The 18,933-nt window shown below is 45.7% G+C and carries 12 protein-coding genes; 9 read left to right on the plus strand and 3 right to left on the minus strand.

Annotation, left to right across the window (positions count from 1 at the left end; translation table 11 throughout):
- The first annotated feature begins 276 nt into the window (after window positions 1–276).
- Window positions 277–5,562: a PAS domain S-box protein gene (locus SHAL_RS03690; protein ID WP_012275849.1), complete on the plus strand. Its 5,286-nt coding sequence runs from the start codon at window positions 277–279 to the stop codon at window positions 5,560–5,562.
- A 104-nt stretch (window positions 5,563–5,666) separates the two neighbouring features.
- A complete protein-coding gene (locus SHAL_RS03695; protein ID WP_012275850.1) occupies window positions 5,667–6,686 on the plus strand; it encodes a response regulator in 1,020 nt (339 codons plus the stop codon).
- 77 nt (window positions 6,687–6,763) lie between these two features.
- Here SHAL_RS03695 and ygfZ read toward each other — a convergent pair whose 3' ends face one another.
- Both ygfZ and serA read right to left on the minus strand, forming a co-directional pair.
- On the minus strand, window positions 6,764–7,735 hold the full coding sequence (gene ygfZ / locus SHAL_RS03700; protein WP_012275851.1) for a tRNA-modifying protein YgfZ: 972 nt from the start codon (window positions 7,733–7,735) through the stop codon (window positions 6,764–6,766).
- A 309-nt stretch (window positions 7,736–8,044) separates the two neighbouring features.
- On the minus strand, window positions 8,045–9,274 hold the full coding sequence (gene serA, locus SHAL_RS03705; RefSeq protein ID WP_012275852.1) for a phosphoglycerate dehydrogenase: 1,230 nt from the start codon (window positions 9,272–9,274) through the stop codon (window positions 8,045–8,047).
- Between the two features lie 235 nt (window positions 9,275–9,509).
- Here serA and SHAL_RS03710 point away from each other — a divergent pair, with 235 nt between their 5' ends.
- The 6 genes from SHAL_RS03710 to katB all read left to right on the plus strand — a co-directional run bounded on the left by SHAL_RS03710 (window position 9,510) and on the right by katB (window position 16,073).
- Window positions 9,510–10,145 carry a DUF2238 domain-containing protein gene (locus SHAL_RS03710; RefSeq protein WP_012275853.1) on the plus strand — a complete coding sequence of 212 codons (636 nt, stop codon included), beginning with the start codon at window positions 9,510–9,512 and terminating at the stop codon, window positions 10,143–10,145.
- A 571-nt stretch (window positions 10,146–10,716) separates the two neighbouring features.
- A complete protein-coding gene (locus SHAL_RS03715; RefSeq protein ID WP_012275854.1) occupies window positions 10,717–11,943 on the plus strand; it encodes a NupC/NupG family nucleoside CNT transporter in 1,227 nt (408 codons plus the stop codon).
- 98 nt (window positions 11,944–12,041) lie between these two features.
- Entirely contained in the window at window positions 12,042–12,752 is a 711-nt protein-coding gene (gene deoD / locus SHAL_RS03720; RefSeq protein ID WP_012275855.1) for a purine-nucleoside phosphorylase, read from the plus strand.
- 423 nt (window positions 12,753–13,175) lie between these two features.
- Window positions 13,176–13,613 (plus strand): PaaI family thioesterase, encoded by a 438-nt coding sequence (locus SHAL_RS03725; RefSeq protein ID WP_012275856.1) that lies wholly within the window; start codon window positions 13,176–13,178, stop codon window positions 13,611–13,613.
- A gap of 218 nt (window positions 13,614–13,831) precedes the next feature.
- Window positions 13,832–14,086, plus strand: coding sequence for a YgjV family protein (locus SHAL_RS03730; RefSeq protein WP_012275857.1), 255 nt, complete (start codon window positions 13,832–13,834; stop codon window positions 14,084–14,086).
- A 520-nt stretch (window positions 14,087–14,606) separates the two neighbouring features.
- Complete coding sequence (katB, locus tag SHAL_RS03735) at window positions 14,607–16,073, plus strand: catalase KatB (protein WP_012275858.1); 1,467 nt, start codon at window positions 14,607–14,609, stop codon at window positions 16,071–16,073.
- Window positions 16,074–16,198: 125 nt separating this feature from the next.
- Here the strand turns inward: katB and SHAL_RS03740 are convergent, their stop codons facing one another.
- A complete protein-coding gene (locus SHAL_RS03740) occupies window positions 16,199–16,753 on the minus strand; it encodes a TMEM165/GDT1 family protein (protein ID WP_012275859.1) in 555 nt (184 codons plus the stop codon).
- Between the two features lie 677 nt (window positions 16,754–17,430).
- Here SHAL_RS03740 and SHAL_RS03745 point away from each other — a divergent pair.
- Entirely contained in the window at window positions 17,431–18,630 is a 1,200-nt protein-coding gene (locus SHAL_RS03745; RefSeq protein WP_012275860.1) for an amino acid permease, read from the plus strand.
- The last annotated feature ends 303 nt before the right edge of the window (window positions 18,631–18,933 follow it).

Consider the following 18,933-nt stretch of genomic DNA (forward strand, 5'->3'; position numbering starts at 1 on the left):
TAACATGCTTTACTGATGTTGTAGCTTATTAAATAAACGGTTTTTATATTGAATGCTGTTGTTTAAGGTGATTTAATAAATGTGTTATTTCAACTTCATCATAGAGTTAGCATCTTTAAAAGTGAATGGATCTCTTTTATTCGGTGTGAAGTCACAGTCTTACCTAAACTAAGCTTGAGTTATTTTAGGTAAGGCATGCGATGGGCCGTTTAATGTGAGAATAAGGCCGCTCTTTGCTGTAAGCCAATAAAACGTTAGTCACTATGGATCAGGGATATGAGCAGACTTCGCACCTTTCGTAGCCGAATTTTATCGCAAATAGCCTTGCCTTTGATTGCAATTATGGCTGCCGTTTCTAGCGTTAATGCTTGGATTAATTTTCAAGATGAAGAGCAAGATATCTATCAGCATATCGGGAAAATTGCCGAAAATGCAGCCTTGAGATTAGATCATTTTCTTGTCACCGCTGAAACCGATACCCGCTCATTTGCCGAGCTGCTGACCGAGATGGGGAGTCGAGAGGAGTTGGCCGACAAAGCAAAGCTTCAGCTGCTGTTAAGCCACCGTCTCGAACGCCATAGCGATTTTTACGGCAGTGCAATTGCGTTTCAAAAGTTTTTTGTCGAGGGACGTGAACTGTTTGCGCCTTACGCTTATCGTGATAAATCCAAGATTAGCATGATAGATATCGGTGTTGAGGGTTACGATTACACTAATGGTGAGTGGGGTTGGTGGAGTCAAGCTATTGATAATGAAGATGGTTACTGGTCACAACCCTATTTAGATGAAGGTGCTGGGAATGTCTTAATGGTGAGCTTCTCGCAACCATTTGGTGAGCCGCGGCCTTTTTTGGGGGTAGTGACTGTCGATCTTGCCCTTAACTCTATTCCACAAATGGTGGGGAACTCAGCAAATCGCATTGTGGTTATCGATGACAAAGGTCAGCTAATTTATCATCAAAATAACGACTTATTGCTTAAGAATGGGGTCGATAACTGGCTCTCCCAGTCAAAAGAAAACCAAAAATTTATCGATTTAGTTCACCGTGGTAAACCGGGTTACGCCTATATAGAAGACAGCATTGGGGGAAAATACCTTGCCAGTATCGGGGTGGTTCCAGCCTTGAACTGGCGGGTGGTTATCATGACTTCCGAGCAACTACTTTATGACGAGTTTTTTCGTGATATAGCCTCATTGAGTCTCAACTTACTATTACTTTCAGTCTTACTTTTATTGACTGGGTATATTACTGCTAGACGCTTAACTCGACCGATTGAAGAGTTAGAAGCTGGCATTGTCGCTTTTGGTGCTGGAAAAACTAAACGGATTGAAAAGCCAATTGGTGCGATGAGCGAAATCGCTACCTTAACGGATAAATTCAATGATATGGCTGAGGTGTTGGAGGAGCGGGAAGAGGCGCTGCTGGACTCTCGTGGCAATCGTTTTGCCAAGTTGATCGATGGTATGAGTGATAAGTCTTTCTACTGTTCTGTGGCTCCAAATGGAGTGATTGATCAAGTGAGTGATGGCGTTGAAAAGGTATTGGGGGTCACCCCTGAACTCCTCAAGCGTAAGTATCAAAGGATGTTTTCTGACAATCCCATTAACGAGTTAAATTGGCAGTATATGGACAAGGCTCTGCTTGGTGAGAATGTGCCGCCGCACCAGATAGAGATGATCGATGGTTTCGGTAAGCTCCGCCGCTTGGATCTGTTTATGCAGCCTCTGCTATCTGACAATCGGGAACTGCTTTCGATTGAGATGCTATTTAATGATGTGACTGAGCAGTTCTCTGCCGTCGCTTGGTCAAATGCGGTACTCGAGTCTGCACCAGAGGCGATGCTGATTGTCGAAGAATCGGGACAGCTGGTGTTTACCAACAGTCGCTGCCAACAGCTGTTTGGTTACGATAAGCAGCAGATGTTGGCGATGTCAGTGGATGAGTTAGTTCCCGACGGTGTTAGGTATCGACATGCTGCATTGCGAACTCAGTTTATAGCGGAGGGACGCGATCGCAAGATGGGCAAGGGGCAGACGCTTAATGCGCGTAAGAGTGACGGTAGTGAGTTTCCTGTAGAGATAAGTTTAGGCTTGCTGCCAGTAACCGATGATGGCAAGCGTCAAGTGGCAGCAACGGTTAGAGACATGACGGTTGAGCTTGAGGTTGCTCAGCGGATAAAAGATAGCGAAAGTCGCTTTAGAGGCTTAGTGACTAATATTCCTGGAGCTGTCTACCGCACTCGGATCGGCGAGAGCTGGGTGATGGAGTATATCAGCAATAATATTAGTGATATTACTGGATTTCCCGCATCGGACTTTATTGAAAATAGCAGTCGTAGTTTTGCTAGTTTGATTATCGAGCAAGATCTTGAGGCCACAACTCGTACTATTGAGGAGGCACTGCTAGCGCAAAAAAGCTTCGAAATTCAATATCGAATCAAGCACCGAGACGGCAGTATCCATTGGGTCCATGAGAAAGGTAAGGCGAGTTACGGTGATGAGGGGGGCGTGCTTTGGTTCGATGGCAGTATTAATGACATCACCAGTAGTAAGTTAGCTCAAGAGGAGATCGTCCAGTCTCAACAGCAGCTGGAGACGATTACCGAATCGATACCAAGTACGGTTTACCAGTTGCATTGGTGCAGTAGCGGTGAGCGTACATTTACCTTCCTATCTAGTGCCTGCATCACCACCTTAGGCTTTCACCGTGACGAAGTCATGAATGATTTTGACTTAGTTGCCGAGTGTATTATCAGCGAGGAGCGCTCGCATATTATTGAGGCGCTCTCGGGCCAAACGAGTAAAGGGCTGCAGTGGACCGAAGAGTTTAGGTACCGCCACCCGATTGGTGAGATCCGCTGGCTTCAAGCTGGCGCTCGCGGAGATCTGCAGGCCGATGGTTGTATTATCTGGAACGGTTACTTAATGGATATTACTGATCGCAAACAGATTGATAAGGAGTTAGAAGATCGTGAGGCTCACTTTAGAGCACTTTTTGATAATGCGGGGATCGGTATCGTCAATGTCGATGAGCGCGGTAATATTCTCGACTGCAACGAGCAATTTAGCTTTTATATGCAGACAGGTGTAGCCGAATTAAAGAGTTGCTCTTTCTTTGATTTTCAACACCTAGATGATCGTGAAAAGGCTAGAGAAGTATTTGCCGACCTTACCGAGGGTGGCAGTGATAATCTGCTCACCGAGCTACGATTGCTAAACCAATCGGGTGAGTGTATCTGGATGGATATCACCCTGACTAAGCTGCAAGATCCTCAAGGCAAGTTAACCTCTGTTGTGCTGTCTATGGCCAATATCACTTCGCTGAAACAGCTTTCAGAAGAGCTAAAGCAGGCTAAAGACAGTGCCGATGCGGCCAATCAGGCAAAGAGTGATTTCTTAGCCAATATGTCTCACGAAATTCGCACCCCGATGAATGCCATCATTGGTATGTCACAGCTCTGCTTGCAGACTGAGCTGAACAGAAAGCAGCAAAACTATGTGCTGAAAATTGATAGAGCCTCTAAGTCTTTGCTGGGGATCATTAACGATATTCTGGACTTTTCTAAGATAGAGGCAGGCAAGCTCGATATCGAGTCAGTCCCCTTTCAGCTCGATACCCTGCTCGAAGACTTGAGTGACATGTTCTCGGTCAAGGCAACCGATAAGCGGCTAGAATTGCTCTTCGCGGTTGCTCCTAATATTCCAAGGCAGTTGCAGGGCGATCCACTGCGCCTAAGTCAGGTGCTTATCAACCTAATGAGTAACGCCATTAAGTTTACCGAGCAGGGAGAGGTGCTGCTGTCCATCAGTCAGCTAGAGCGCATCGAAGATGACATCGTGCTTAGATTTAGTGTGCGAGATAACGGTATAGGTCTCACCGAAGAGCAGCGTGAACGACTGTTTAAGTCCTTTAGCCAAGCGGATACCTCAACCACTCGAAAGTATGGCGGCACAGGGCTAGGTTTGGCTATCAGTAAGCAGCTCGTGGAACTGATGGGCGGCGAGATTGGTGTTGAAAGCCAGTTTGGCAATGGTAGTAGCTTCTACTTTAGCGTGAAGCTGAAGGTTGCCAATAATCAGCTGTTAAAAGTGAAACGTGAGATTGAAGGGATGCGGATCTTGGTGGCGGATGATAACGCTACCGCTCGAGATATTATGCGTACCACCCTTGAGAGCATGGGCTTTAAGGTCGATGCCGTTAAGAGTGGTGCCGAAGCGATTGAGCATTGTCAACATACTGACTATCCGGTGGCGCTGATCGATTGGTTAATGCCGGAGATGAATGGAATCGAGGCCGCGCAGAAAATTCTATCTGGGAAAGAACATCCCCCCAAAATATTGATCGTCTCGGCCCATGCCAATGCCGAGTTTATCGAGCAGGTAGAGCACAGTGACATAGCCAGTTACATCACTAAACCCATCAGTGCTTCGCGCTTACTTGACGGTATCATGTCTTCGCTCGGCCAAAATGGCGCAATGGTGGTTCGTCGCAAAGGGAGCGACATCAGCCAAGAGTTGCTTTTGCAGTTGCAGGGCAAGCGAGTTTTGTTGGTTGAAGACAATGATATGAATCAGGAGGTGGCCACCGAATTTCTTGAGCAGGTTGGGGTGGTGCTATCTATCGCCGAGAACGGTCAAGTGGCACTGGAAAAACTGGCAACGCAAAGCTTCGATCTGGTGCTGATGGATTGTCAGATGCCGGTGATGGATGGTTATCAAGCCACGCGAGAGCTAAGGAAAATGCCAGGGCTAGAAAAGTTACCAGTAATTGCTATGACGGCGAATGCGATGGCAGGCGACAAGGAGATGTGTCTGCGAGTAGGCATGAATGACCATATCGCCAAACCTATTGAGGTGGCGAGACTCTATAGCACCTTGCTGCAGTATTTAGGCGATAGTCAGCAGGCCATTACGCTTACCAACTTAGACGGTAAGGAGAGCGAAAATGTGCCGTTTTGGCCGCAGCATGAGGCGTTAGATATCGACAAAGGTTTGCAGCTGGTACAGAACTCTGTGCGGCTTTATCGCAGGATCTTGGAACGTTTCCATAGTGGTAAAAGTAATATCGCCGAGGAGATAGAGTCAGCGCTTAGCCAAGGTAAGACCGCTGACGCGATCCGCTATGCCCATACCCTTAAAGGCGTGTCTGGTAATTTGTGCTCGCCTCTATTGGTCGATCTAGCCAGTCAGCTTGAGGCTAAGCTGCAAGACTCACCAAAGGCAGATGTGACAGATGAACTGAGTCAGATAGCCGAGCTAACGACATCGATATGTGCGGCAATAGCGAGCTGGCAGGCGAGTTTGGATGACGCTGTTGAGGTCGAGGCAAGTGGCGCACCAGAGTCTTTGTTGTCGGATAAGGAACTAAGTCAGGAAGTGACACAGCTATTACAGATGCTAGAGGAGGCTGACTCCGATGCGGTTGATAAAATGAATGACATCAGGGAGCGAGTCACTGAATTGCAATGGCAGAAGATGAGCCCTGCAGTAGCCATGGTTAACAGCTACCAGTTTGATGAGGCGGCAGAGCTGATTCAAGAGCAGTTTAAAGACAGGTCGTGACAGTAAAAATATCATAGGTAACCTAAGCTGTTTTAGTGCCAAGCATAATAAGCGAGCAGCTATACTTGATTGCTAGCGTGAATACTAAAAGGAGAGATGGTTTAATGGATAAGGCCACCATTTTAGTTGTGGATGATACCCCCGAGAATATTGATATTTTGGTTGGGATCTTAGGTGGGGACTACCGAGTTAAGGTTGCGATTGATGGCCCCAAAGCCCTTGCATTGGCGAGTAAAACCACACCGGATCTTATTCTTCTGGATGTGATGATGCCGGGAATGAATGGCTATGAGGTATGTAAGCGACTAAAGCAAGAACCATTAACTTGCCATATTCCCGTCATCTTTGTCACCGCCCTTAGCGATGTCGCCGATGAGACGCAAGGGTTTGAGCTTGGCGCCGTCGATTACATTACAAAACCCGTCAGTGCGCCTGTTGTGAAGGCGAGGGTAAAAACCCATTTGGCTCTCTACGACCAAAAATGTCTACTCGAGCAGGAAGTTAAAGTGCGAACTAAAGAGCTCGAAGAAACACGTTTCGAGATCATTCGTCGTCTGGGCCGCGCAGCAGAATATAAAGATAACGAGACTGGCTTACATGTTGTCAGAATGAGTCACTATGCGCGCTTGTTGGCGGTTCAATCGGGTTTACCTGAATACTATTGCGAGCTGATTTACAATGCTGCGCCTATGCATGATATCGGTAAAATAGGCACACCAGACTCTATTTTAAAAAAGCCAGCTAAGCTCGATGCTACAGAGTGGGTGGAGATGCAGCTTCACGCCGAAATCGGCGCCGAGATCATCGGTGAGCACAATGATCCATTGCTGGAGATGGCGCGTCGAATCGCCTTAACACATCACGAGAAATGGGATGGCAGCGGTTACCCCAATGGGCTGTCGGCTGAGGAGATCCCAATAGAGGGTCGGATAGTGGCGATTGCCGATGTGTTTGACGCCTTAACTTCGATTCGCCCCTATAAGAAAGCGTGGACAGTGGAGGCGACCATGACCTTAATCGAGAGTGAAGCTGGAAAGCAGTTTGACCCAAAGTTAGTGCAGCATTTTAAGCAGATTGTTGATGAGCTGACTAAAGTTCGCGATGCTCACAATGAGACGGGTTAGATTTAGTCTTGATTAGTCGGGATAAACAAAAAGGCGCATAAAGCGCCTTTTCTATTACGAACGAATTGGGGGCTGGATTAATCTTGCTCTTCTAGCGAGTAAGGCAGCGCAATTAATGTCAGTTCAGAGCTCGCATCATCGGCAACTCTTAACTTAGCATCAAGTTGAGTATCATTAGCTAATACCGCTGTTAATAATACCTGGTCACCCCGTTGAACAGCCTCGATGATAGTGCCTGCGCGGCGAAATCCTTCACCGTCTTCTAGTGCAATTTCAAGCTGGCTATCGGCTGTTAAAGGTGTTGATACCGTGCCGCTAACAATGTAAAGCGCACGCTTGTTACCCCCGCGGTACTTCATTCGAGCAATCGTCTCTTGTCCCATGTAACAGCCCTTATTGAAGCTGATCCCATTGACTGCTTGGACATTACACATCTGCGGTACAAACTGTCCTTGATGATTAGCACCTAGGTTTGGATAACCGGCAGCGATTTCCAGTGCCTGCCATGCAGTAGCATCATAGATAGGTTGTTCGATAGCACTGATAAGTGATGCGGCTTGGTCTTGTTCTATCGCGAGGATAAACCGACCCGCATCGTGGATGATCATGCCGTTATCGATTAAGGTTAGCTCATCGGTAAGCTCGCCAAACTGAGCCGTTAACCATGTTTTAGCTTGTTCGCCCGCCACGCCTAACAATAACCAGTGATCACTGGCATCAGACAGCTCAGCTTTACTAAATACCGCATATTTTTGCAACTGAGGTAGATCCAGTGCCAAGGTCTCTTTTGGCATCATCAAGAAAAGGGTGTCACCTTTGGCGAAGGTTCTAAAGCTGGCCAGCATCTTACCTTTAGGATCGCAATGCGCGCCCCAGCGCCATTGGTCGCTTTCAAGCGAGCTGATATCGGTAGTGACTTGGCCGTGAATAAAGCTGCGACCTTGCTCCCCAGTGACTGAGATTAAACCTAGGTGTGTTAATTCAGAAAAAAGCAGTTCAGGCTGTTGTCCATTAAGAGGCCAAGTTGGCTGAGAAGTTGACAGCGTCATATGAGGATCCAAGAATTAAACCAATAAGGACAATGATTGTACCGCTAAAATCTTGCCGTGCAAGCGCAGCAGTTCAAACTATTGCTACTCAATATATATAAAGAACAAAGGCCGTATAATGTGAATTATACGGCCTTACTCATCGATTTAAACCAAGTACAAGTTTATTAGTGAAGTAAACGGGTTCTAATCGTGCCTTCAATCGCTTGCAACTCAACCAACGCATCTTCTGTTCTTAACCTAAGCCTGAATCGACTAGTCATGACTCTGAATTAGTCATGACTCTGATTTACCCAGATTTCCCCAGCTTTAGTGAAGTAAACGGGTTCTAATCGTGCCTTCAATCGCTTGCAATTCAACCAATGCATTTTCGGCCTGATCTGAATCGACTTCCATTACCACGTAGCCAATTTCAGCGGTTGTTTGTAGATACTGAGCAGCAATGTTAATGCCTTTTTCTGCAAACGCGGAGTTAATTTGGATCAAGATTCCAGGGCGGTTACGGTGAATATGCAGTAAGCGCGACGTACCAGAGTGTTGAGCAAGTGACACCTCTGGGAAGTTCACCGCCGTCATGGTCGAGCCATTGTCTGAGTATTTAGCCAACTTACCCGCGACTTCGATACCGATATTCTCTTGAGCTTCAGCCGTGCTACCGCCAACATGTGGCGTCAGCAACACATTATCTAAGCCGCGTAGTGGGCTGATAAATTCATCGTCATTCGACTTAGGCTCGATAGGGAACACGTCGATGGCGGCGCCAGCAAGGTGCTCCTCTTTTAATGAAGCCGCGAGCGCATCAATATCGACAACGGTACCGCGAGAAGCATTAATTAAAATGCTGCCTTTACGCATACAGGCCAGCTCTTCATAGCTGAGCATCTCTTTGGTCTGTGGTGTTTCTGGTACGTGTAAACTCACCACATCGGCAAGTGATAGCAGCTGCTGTAGAGAGTGCACTTGCTGTGCATTACCCAGTGGTAGCTTGTCTTCGATATCGAAGAAGATAACGCGCATACCCAAAGTTTCTGCAAGAATACCAAGCTGAGTACCAATATGACCGTAGCCGATGACACCTAAGGTCTTACCGCGAGCCTCATAACTTCCCGAAGCACTCTTTAGCCAACCACCACGGTGAGCCAATGCATTACGCTGTGGGATCCCACGCAGTAGCATGATGATCTCGCCCAATACCAGTTCCGCTACGCTACGGGTATTTGAGAAAGGCGCGTTGAATACCGGGATCCCCAGCTTTTCAGCCGCAGCGAGACTGACCTGATTGGTACCAATACAGAAACAACCAACACTGATGAGTTTGTCGGCTTGGGATAATACTTCTTCAGTCAATTGGGTACGGGAGCGGATACCAATGAAGTGTGCATCTTTAACCGCTGTTTGTAATTCATCTTCAGCTAGTGATGCTTTGTGATATTCAATGTTGGTGTAACCCGCACGTTCAAATACATCTACCGCAGATTGGTGGACGCCTTCCAACAGCAGGATCTTAATTTTATCCTTGTCCAGCGAATGTTTCGCCATGATTTATGTACCCTTTTAGTTTATATGTATTATGTATACTTAATGCCACCGCAGAGACGACTAAACTCTACGTTGTAGGAGTGGTTTGGGTATAGACTACCAATGTACTAAGGACTGCAAAGCCTTCACAACTGAAATTTACTTCGAAAGCGTAACAGAGGTAACAAAGTAGCACTTTTTATGGTGGCTGTGGAGGGCTAGATGGCTAAAGTGTTTATTCTTAATTTAGAACAATATGGTATATGAGGGCGAAATTTTGAATAAAAGTGCTGTATGGCTAGTGACATTCTTCGCCGTATTAATCTGGTCAGGGATTAATCCTAAGGATCAATTTACCTGGTTTTTAGAGGTCGTACCGGCCTTAATCGCCCTGCCTATTCTGATCTACACCCGCAATAGCTTCACATTAACGAATTTGGCCTACGGCTTGATCTTGGTTCACTGCATTATTTTGATGGTCGGTGGGCATTACACTTATGCCGAGGTGCCGCTGTTTGATTGGATTAGCGATTGGACGGGCGGGGAGCGTAATAACTACGACAAGGTCGGGCATTTTGCCCAAGGTTTTATTCCCGCTATTTTGGCGCGTGAAGTGTTTATACGCCTCAGTGTTGTTAAATTAGGTGCTTGGTGTAACTTTCTTGCAGTCTGTTTTACTTTAGCATTCTCTGCTTTTTATGAGCTAATAGAGTGGTGGGTTGCCGAGTTGACAGGTGAGGATGCCGAGGCGTTTTTAGGCACGCAAGGATACGTGTGGGACACCCAGTCCGATATGGCAATGGCGCTGGTGGGAGCAATATCTGCCATTGTATTGCTCAGTCGTGTACATGATAAGCAGTTACGAGTAAAACTAGCTGAAGACAAATTATGATCGACCTGCCTTGCGCCTAGTACCTATTTATACTAGGTCCTTCTTTTAAAGTAGGTCGGCATTTATGCCGTCACAGGTTAGAAGCAGGTTCTAGGAAGAGCAGATTGTAGACCCTAGGAAAAGCTAAGACGGAAAGGTGCAATTTCTAGTATGCCTTAACCTCGATTTAAGATCAGTTAGCTAATAATGGCGCAAAGATTGGAGTTAAAACCACAACTTCTTTGCTAAATGAATTCATTGAACCTCACTTTTTAGGTGGTAAACTTTCAGTTTTGTAGTTGTTTGATCTGTTTTTTGTGCTTTAAGAGTCAAATTAGGCTGTTTATAAGCTGCCTAAATTTTAACTCTTATGTTTAAAGTTATGTGTGTTGGTGGTCTTATTGTAAGTCATGTACTGCCTTTGTGTTTTCTGCTTGTTGTGTTTTATTTGTTTTTCACCCGTTTCATTAAGATTTGTTGTCCAAGCCGATAAAAACATCGTTTATCTTCGCCAAACTAGAGCAATTTCCTTGCAGCAAAATTCCGTCTGTATACACTGCCGTCATATTGATATTTAAATGGTAATAAATGTATGGAAGTTTTCATCAGTTTGTTCGGCATGCTTTGCCTTATGGGCTTAGCGGTTGCATTATCAGAAAATAGAAAAGCAATTAACCCTAGAACCGTACTGGGTGCGCTGGCATTTCAAGTCGCCTTTGGTGCCTTTGTTATGTACGTTCCTATGGGTCAGGCAGTGCTTGATGGTGCATCAAGTGGTGTGATGCACGTTATCGGCTATGCCAATGAAGGCTTAGCATTCCTATTTGGTGATCTGGCTAAATTTGGTGTTGGCTTCATTTTTGTTATTAACGTGCTATTTGTTGTGGTTTTCATTAGCTCATTGATCGCCGTACTTTATTATCTTGGTATTATGCAATTGATTATTGGCCTTATTGGTGGCGGTTTATCAAAGCTACTGGGTTCTAGCCGTGCGGAATCACTATCAGCAACAGCCAATATCTTTGTAGGCCCAATTGAGGCCCCTTCAATGGTACGCCCATTTGTAAAGCACATGACTCGCTCTGAGCTATTCGCAGTAATGACTGGCGGCTTGGCATCGGTTGCTGGCGGCACCATGATTGGTTATATCCAGATGGGCGTTGACGTTAAATACGTGCTTACTGCTGCATTTATGACGGCGCCAGCAGGTTTACTGTTTGCTAAGTTGATATGGCCTGAGACCGAAACACCACTAAACGACATCAAGAAAGTGATGGACGATGTGACTGACAAGCCAGCTAATGTTCTCGATGCAGCAGCGGGCGGCGCAGCAATGGGCATGCAGCAAGTATTGTCTGTATCAGCGCTGCTATTAGCGTTTGTCGCACTGATCGCCATGGTTAACGGTATTTTAGGCGGCATAGGTGGTTGGTTTGGTATTGAAGACCTAACCATGCAGGCTATATTAGGTTACCTACTTGCACCACTTGCATGGGTGATGGGTGTGCCTTGGAGTGAAGCGACACAAGCGGCGTCGTTTATCGGCCAGAAGATGGTGATTAACGAGTTCGTTGCTTATATCGACTTCTTAAAAGTGTCTGACCAGCTATCAGAAAAGACCCAAATCATTATCAGTTTCGCACTGTGCGGTTTCGCTAACATCGGCTCACTGGCCATGGTCATTGGTGGTTTAGCGGCACTTTGCCCTGAACGTCGCCATGACTTAAGTGCTCTAGGTATGAAGGCACTGATTGCCGCTGCTCTAGCGAACTTAATGAGCGGTACCATCGCAGGTTTACTATATAGCTTAGCGGGTTAACTCGCTGGGTAAATAATGTGTTTGTTTATTAGTTTTTAGATGAAAAGTGCTTGCTTACATAGCGCAAGCAAGCACCTAAATTTTTTGAGGAAAATATCATGACTCCACATATCAATGCCGCTGATGGCGCATTTGCTAAAACCGTATTAATGCCTGGCGATCCGCTAAGAGCTAAATACATTGCAGACAACTTTTTAGATAATGCAGTACTAGTGACTGATGTTCGTAATATGTTGGGTTATACCGGTGAATACAAAGGCAAGAAGATCTCTGTAATGGGTTCAGGCATGGGGATCCCATCGATCTCAATTTATGCCAAAGAGCTAATCACCGAATATGGCGTTGAGAACATTATCCGCATTGGTTCATGTGGTGCGGTAAGTAACAATATTAAGTTGATGGATGTGGTAATGGCGATGGGCGCGAGCACAGATTCTGCCGTTAACAGAACCCGTTTTGCTAACACAGATTTTGCTATGATTGCCGATTTTAACTTGTTGAAGCGTGCTGCAGACTCTGCTGAAAAGTTAGGTGCTAGCTACCATGTGGGTAACTTGTACTCTTCAGACCTGTTCTATAGCAGCGATGAGAACCGTTACGACTTGATGGAAAAGTACGGCATCTTAGGTGTCGAAATGGAAGCAGCAGGTCTTTATGGTGTAGCGACCGAGTTTGGTGCTAACGCACTGGCTATGATGACGGTAACCGATCACCTTCGCCAAGGCTTACACCTAACGGCCGAAGAGCGTCAGCAGACACTAAACGATATGATAAAGCTCACATTAGATGCTGTTGAAGATCTTCTTTAATAAAGAATTCAGCTTGGCAAGATAGGCTGCGCGACTATTTACAAAGAAAAATAGAACAGCGTATCTCTTTACCCTCTGGCCCGCGATTATGCACACTAAGTTGTACGTTTACGTAATCGACAAAAAATATTAAGTATTCTCGCGGGCCAACTTACTCTCTCATTATTACTCTTCACTCCTACTCACTCGGCATTGATACTCTTCATGCACGACCTAGTGCCTCACAAAGCGAGCGCAAGACACAATCTGTTAGCAATTACTTTCAATAAGCCAGTTTAAGTCACTCATCTTACCTGTTTAAAGATCCTGTCTGACAAAGTAGACTGTGCCCAGTGCTAAGAATGAGTGCTAAGAATAAGCGCTAAGAAATAAGTACTAGCAGTAAACGTCAAGAATGAATAACAACAATAGTGGAAATTAAATATGTCGATTTGGTTTAAGCCTGTAAGTCTTGAGGTATGCGCGAAAATGGACGCCGGTATGCATGGTAAAGGCACCTTAATGCAGACGATGGGGATCACTATTACCGAGATTGGTGATGACTATATGAAGGCAACCATGCCTGCGTCACCAGCGGTACATAATCCACTAGGGATTGTTCACGGGGGGGCCAATGTGGCATTGGCTGAAACCGTTGCGAGTTACGCGGCAAATTTTGCTGTCGACTTTGAGAATTATTACTGTGTTGGCCAAGAGATCAACGCTAATCATCTTAAAGCCTCTCGTAATGGCATACTTACCGCCACTGCTAAGCCTATTCACCTAGGTAAGCGCAGCTCGGTATGGGAAGTGCTCATTCATAATAGTGCAGGGGAGCTGTGCTGTATCTCTCGTATGACAGCCGCGGTGGTTAAGCGCTAAAGAGTTAATAGTTAAGCATTAAAGGCTTAATGGTTAGGCCAAAAAAAGGGCGTGGTTAACTTCTAGGCCTGTTTTCCGACGGTAACTATCTGCGAAGAAGTGAGCAATTTTATTTGGCTACGGGCTGTTTTAATAGCTAATTTTTGCTCATACTTATTGGACTCTCAAGTTATGTTTACTGCATAACTTACTTCGACAAAAACCAATGAGGATAGCGCATGGATAACGCAACAATTTGGGAATGGGTCGGGTATCTAGCGTCGGTCGTTGTCGCGATATCGCTAATGATGGCAAACATCAAAAAACTACGTTGGTGGAATCTAATCGGCGCGGCACTTTTTGTCGCCTATGGATTAGCTATTGATGCGATTCCGGTGGCTCTGGTTAACTTCTTTATTGTGCTTATTGATGCCTATTATTTGGTGAAACTGTACAAAGCTGACTCACATATGAAAGATTCTACAGAACTCTAAAAGGGTTTTAATACATTGAAGTACAGTTAACTGAGGAGGAAATAATCTATTTACCTCCTTTTTAACAAATGTAAATGGCGTGAAAACGCTTAAATAAAATAATTCCTACTATTTCTTGTTAACTTAAATCGCAATTGCCAGTATTTGGCACTTACAAGTTAGCTACCTATTAGCGAATAAGTTCAAACATTCAATTTATTGATTAACATCACAATTGCTAATCATTATCAAGATTACTCTGCAACCACTTAATTAAATAACATTTTATCTATGTTTTTTTGAGCAATTCACAACGCATCGCTTAACCAGTCGTTCGTTACAAGTTTAACCTGTTATTTAGATTAAGCTTATCGCCTTTAATCGCTTTATTGTTTGTTGTTGTGGGCCTATTATCTGTTCATCGACATACGGCATCTATGCTGTATTGCCATAGCATATCGCATATAGGGGATAAACCATGGCCACAATTTTTGATTTAATTGAAACTTGGCTCGAGCACGCCAAGATTGAGGAGTAATTAATGAGTCAGCATAACCGAGTTCTTACCACACAAAATGGCGCACCAATCAGCGATGACCAAAATTCACTATCCGCTGGAGAGCGTGGCCCGCTTTTGCTGCAAGATTGGCATTTAATTGAGAAGCTTGCCCACTTTAACCGCGAGCGCATTCCTGAGCGTATCGTGCATGCAAAAGGAACCGGGGTGTATGGCACATTTACGCTAACCCGTGACATGAGCGAATACACCATTGCCGATCACTTTAACGGTGTGGGCAAGCAGACTGAAACTTTCGTGCGTTTCTCAACGGTAGGTGGTGAGATGGGCAGCGCTGATGCCGAGCGTGATCCTCGCGGATTTGGCTTACGTTTCTATACCACACGTGGTAATCACGATATCGTGGGTAACAACACGCCGACTTTCTTCTTGCGTGATGGCATTAAGTTCCCAGACTTTATTCATACTCAAAAGCGCAATCCGCAAACCAACCTTAAAGATCCTCATGCGATGTGGGACTTTTGGGCACTAAACCCTGAAGCCATGCATCAAGTGACTATCTTAATGTCAGACCGCGGTATTCCTGCAAACTACCGTCAGATGCACGGTTATGGTTCGCACACTTTCTCTTTCTGGAATGCAGAAGGTGAACGTTTCTGGGTTAAATTCCACTATAAGACTAAGCAGGGCATCGCCAACTTAACGGCAGAGCAGGCAGATACTCTAAAAGGGATCGATCCAGACTCATCTCAGCGCGATATGGTTGCCGCCATTAGCGATGGTAACTTCCCGAAGTGGGCGGTAAACGTGCAAATTATGCCTGAAGCTGATGCGAACACCTATAAGATCAACCCGTTTGACCTGACTAAAGTATGGTCACACACAGATTACCCACTGATTGAAATTGGTGAGCTTGAGCTTAACCGTATGCCGCAAAACTACTTTGCTGAGGTTGAGCAGGTAGCGTTAGCGCCAAGCAACCTAGTACCAGGAGTGGGTGCATCACCAGATAAGATGCTGCAAGCGCGTTTATTTGCTTATGCTGATGCCCAGCGTTACCGCATAGGCGTCAACTATAACCAGTTACCAGTAAACTGCCCCCATGCAACTACGGCTAATCATCACCAACGTGGTGGTGCGATGGCGGGAACACAATGCCCATTCTCAGGCAGCCAGACTGGTGGCGATGCAAGCAGTAACTATGGCCCTAACAGCAATGATGGTCTGCAAGAACTGGCGCAATTTGCCGAGCCACCATTGCGTTTAGATGGTGAAGCTGACCGTTACAGCCGTTATGACCAAGATGACTTCAGTCAAGCCGGTGATCTATACCGTTTATTGCCTGAAGATGAGAAGGCAAGATTGGTTGCTAACATCGTTAGCACGTTAAGTGTAGTGAGCGAAGCGACCCAAAATAAGATGGTCGAGCACTTCAGCGCCGCCGATAGCGATTACGGTCAGCGAGTCAAAGAAGCGTTAAAGGCCGGATAAAGCAGAGACGGTAAGAGCCGGAAAAGAAAAAGCCTGTGGAGTTTATCTTCACAGGCTTTTTACTTCTTGTTTGTTCGTCTTAGCCAGTATCGTCCCAGCTTAAGCCGTCTCGGTTCGGCTCTTCTTTAAAAAACCAAAGTCGCGACAGCGAGCAGTGCAAACAGGACTGCGCAGCCGCGGTGGATCCAGCTCATGGGAAGCTTCTCGGCGCTAAAGTGTCCGGCAATGACCACAGGTACGTTGGCAATGAGCATCCCCAAGGTCGTGCCCATCACCACCATGGCTAAGGCGTCGTATTTGGCCGATAGCACTACGGTGGCTATCTGAGTCTTATCGCCCATCTCGGCGATAAAGAACAAAATAAAGGTGGCTAAGAATGGCCCCATTGAATAGAAATGGCTTTCTTCTGCATCGACTTTGTCAGGAATTAATACCCATAGCGCGATGGCAAAGAAAGAGGCGGCAACTAAGTAGCGTCCCGTTTCAGGGCTGATCCAAGAGATAGCCCATTGACCAAGCCATGCCGCAGCAAAGTGGTTAACTAGAGTCGATAGAAATATGCCGAGAATAATGGCTGTCTTGTTTTTAAAGCGAGCGGCTAAGATAAGCGCTAATAGCTGAGTCTTATCACCGATTTCGGCGATGGCAACGGTAAACGTCGAGGCGAGCAGGGCTTCCAAGGTTCAATCCTATAATGGGGGCAAATAGCAAACTCTAAGCACTGCAACTCTTCCCCAAATTAAGAGGTGCGGTGCTCAGGTCTTGCTGGGCAAACTCGATGTGCTGCTGCACATCAAGCTGCTGTATGCACCATGGCATTAGGCCAATTATGTTGATACATACTCAGTAGAAGACTTAAGTAATCCTTGAGTCACTCTACCGATAGCTACTCCCCTGAAGCGGAGGCGGCATTATAGCGACTGGCTTGTTTTTATCAATGTTAGCGAGTGTGTGGCGTGAAATTCCTAGCAAAATAAGCGGAACGTAATGTAACTGCTGCTTAAGTTTTGCAGCTATGTTACCAACTCGTGCCGAGTTGGTTTTAACTGCTCTAGATGGCTTGCTAGCAGGGGGCGCAGCTGTTAATGTCAACTCAGTCAATTTTAGAGTAGAGCCGTAATGAAGCAATTCAATCTGTATTTTCCACGATTTATCCAGCCTCAGTGGCTATGTTGATAAGGTGAATACACGTATTATTTAACTAGCCGTTGGGGCCAATTGGAATCGCAAGGTCGATGATGACCAGATTCGATTGGGGGCTGTTAATGATATTGTTAGCTTGCAAAATCCTCTCCCTCAAAGTCGTTCTAAATCTGACCTATCTAAATAAATAAATAAAATTTAACAGGACAATTTTGTGAACTCAAAAATACTTGGCTCTATCGCCATTGTTGCCGGAACGGCAATTGGTGGTGGCATGTTGGCATTACCGCTGGCTACTGCTTCATTAGGTACCATTCCCGCGCTGCTGTTACTTATCACGATTTGGGGTGTATCTATCTATACCTCCCTATTAATGCTTGAAATTAACCTACGTGTTGGTGTTGGCTTAAACCTGCATAGCATCACGGGTAAAACCTTAGGTAAGCTAGGTCAGCTTATTCAAGGCGGCTCATTCTTAAGCCTGTTGTTTGCGCTTACCATGGTCTATCTGATGGGCGGCTCTTCGCTGCTTGAGTCTAAAATGGAACTGGTTGGCATGAAGATGGACAATCAGTTTGCAGTGCTGCTGTTCACCTTGATTTTCGGTGGTTTTATTGCCGTTGGTGTCGGCTGGATTGATAAAGTTTCACGTGTGCTGTTTACCACTATGATCGCGTTGCTGGTCGTTGTCGTCGCGTACTTGATGCCAGAAGTCGACATGGGCATGATGATGACCAACACTACCGATAGCTTAGTCGACGGGCGTGATCTGACTAACCTATGGCTGGCGGCTATTCCAATCGTGTTTACCTCTTTTGGTTTCCATGTCTGTATCGCCACTATCGTGCGTTACTTAGACGGCGATGCCATGTCGCTGCGTAAGGTATTGATTATCGGTTCAACCATTCCGCTAGTGTGCTATATCCTGTGGCTAGTGGTGACCTTGGGTACGTTAGGCGGCAAAACGGTTCATGAGTTTGATGGCTCACTGCCACTGCTAGTAACGGCGCTGCAAGGCGTTGCCGAGTCTTCAATCCTGAAGCACTTTATCGATCTGTTCGCCAACCTTGCGCTGGTGACCTCATTCCTTGGCGTAACCATGAGTCTGTTTGATTATGTTGCCGAGCTGACTCGCGCGAAAGAGAGCTGGAAGGGACGTGCACAGACTTGGTTACTGACTTTTATACCACCGCTATTGTGTGCCCTTTACTATCCAGATGGCTTCTTCAAGGTGCTGGGCTTTGCGGCAATTCCACTGGTAGTGATGATTATTTTCCTACCGATAGCGATGGCATTGGGCCTACGTAAGCAAAACTTGGGTGGTTATCAGGTATCTGGTGGCAACGCGGCGCTAGGCTTAGCGGCCGTTGCGGGTTTAACTATTATCTTGGCTCAGCTATGGGTCGCACTTTAATCGTTGCACTTTAATAAATGACAGCATCAGTCTGTAACAACCTTAGCGACTCTTACCTATACAAAGTTATAGCTTTGTAAGAGATTAATTCAGAAGCTGTTATCAACGCAGCCACCTATGATAAAGTCGAGCACGAATATGAAAATATTGGGCTCGGCTTTTTTGCTTTTTACGGCCCAAGAATAGTACGGGGTTAACGCTATAACTGGCTTATCCAAGTGCTATAAATTGAATATCGAGAGACAAGCAATCAACAAAAATTTTAAAAATAATATAAATAAATAAATAAGAAATGGACTTATA

It is taken from the genome of Shewanella halifaxensis HAW-EB4 (assembly GCF_000019185.1).
Lineage (GTDB): Bacteria > Pseudomonadota > Gammaproteobacteria > Enterobacterales > Shewanellaceae > Shewanella > Shewanella halifaxensis.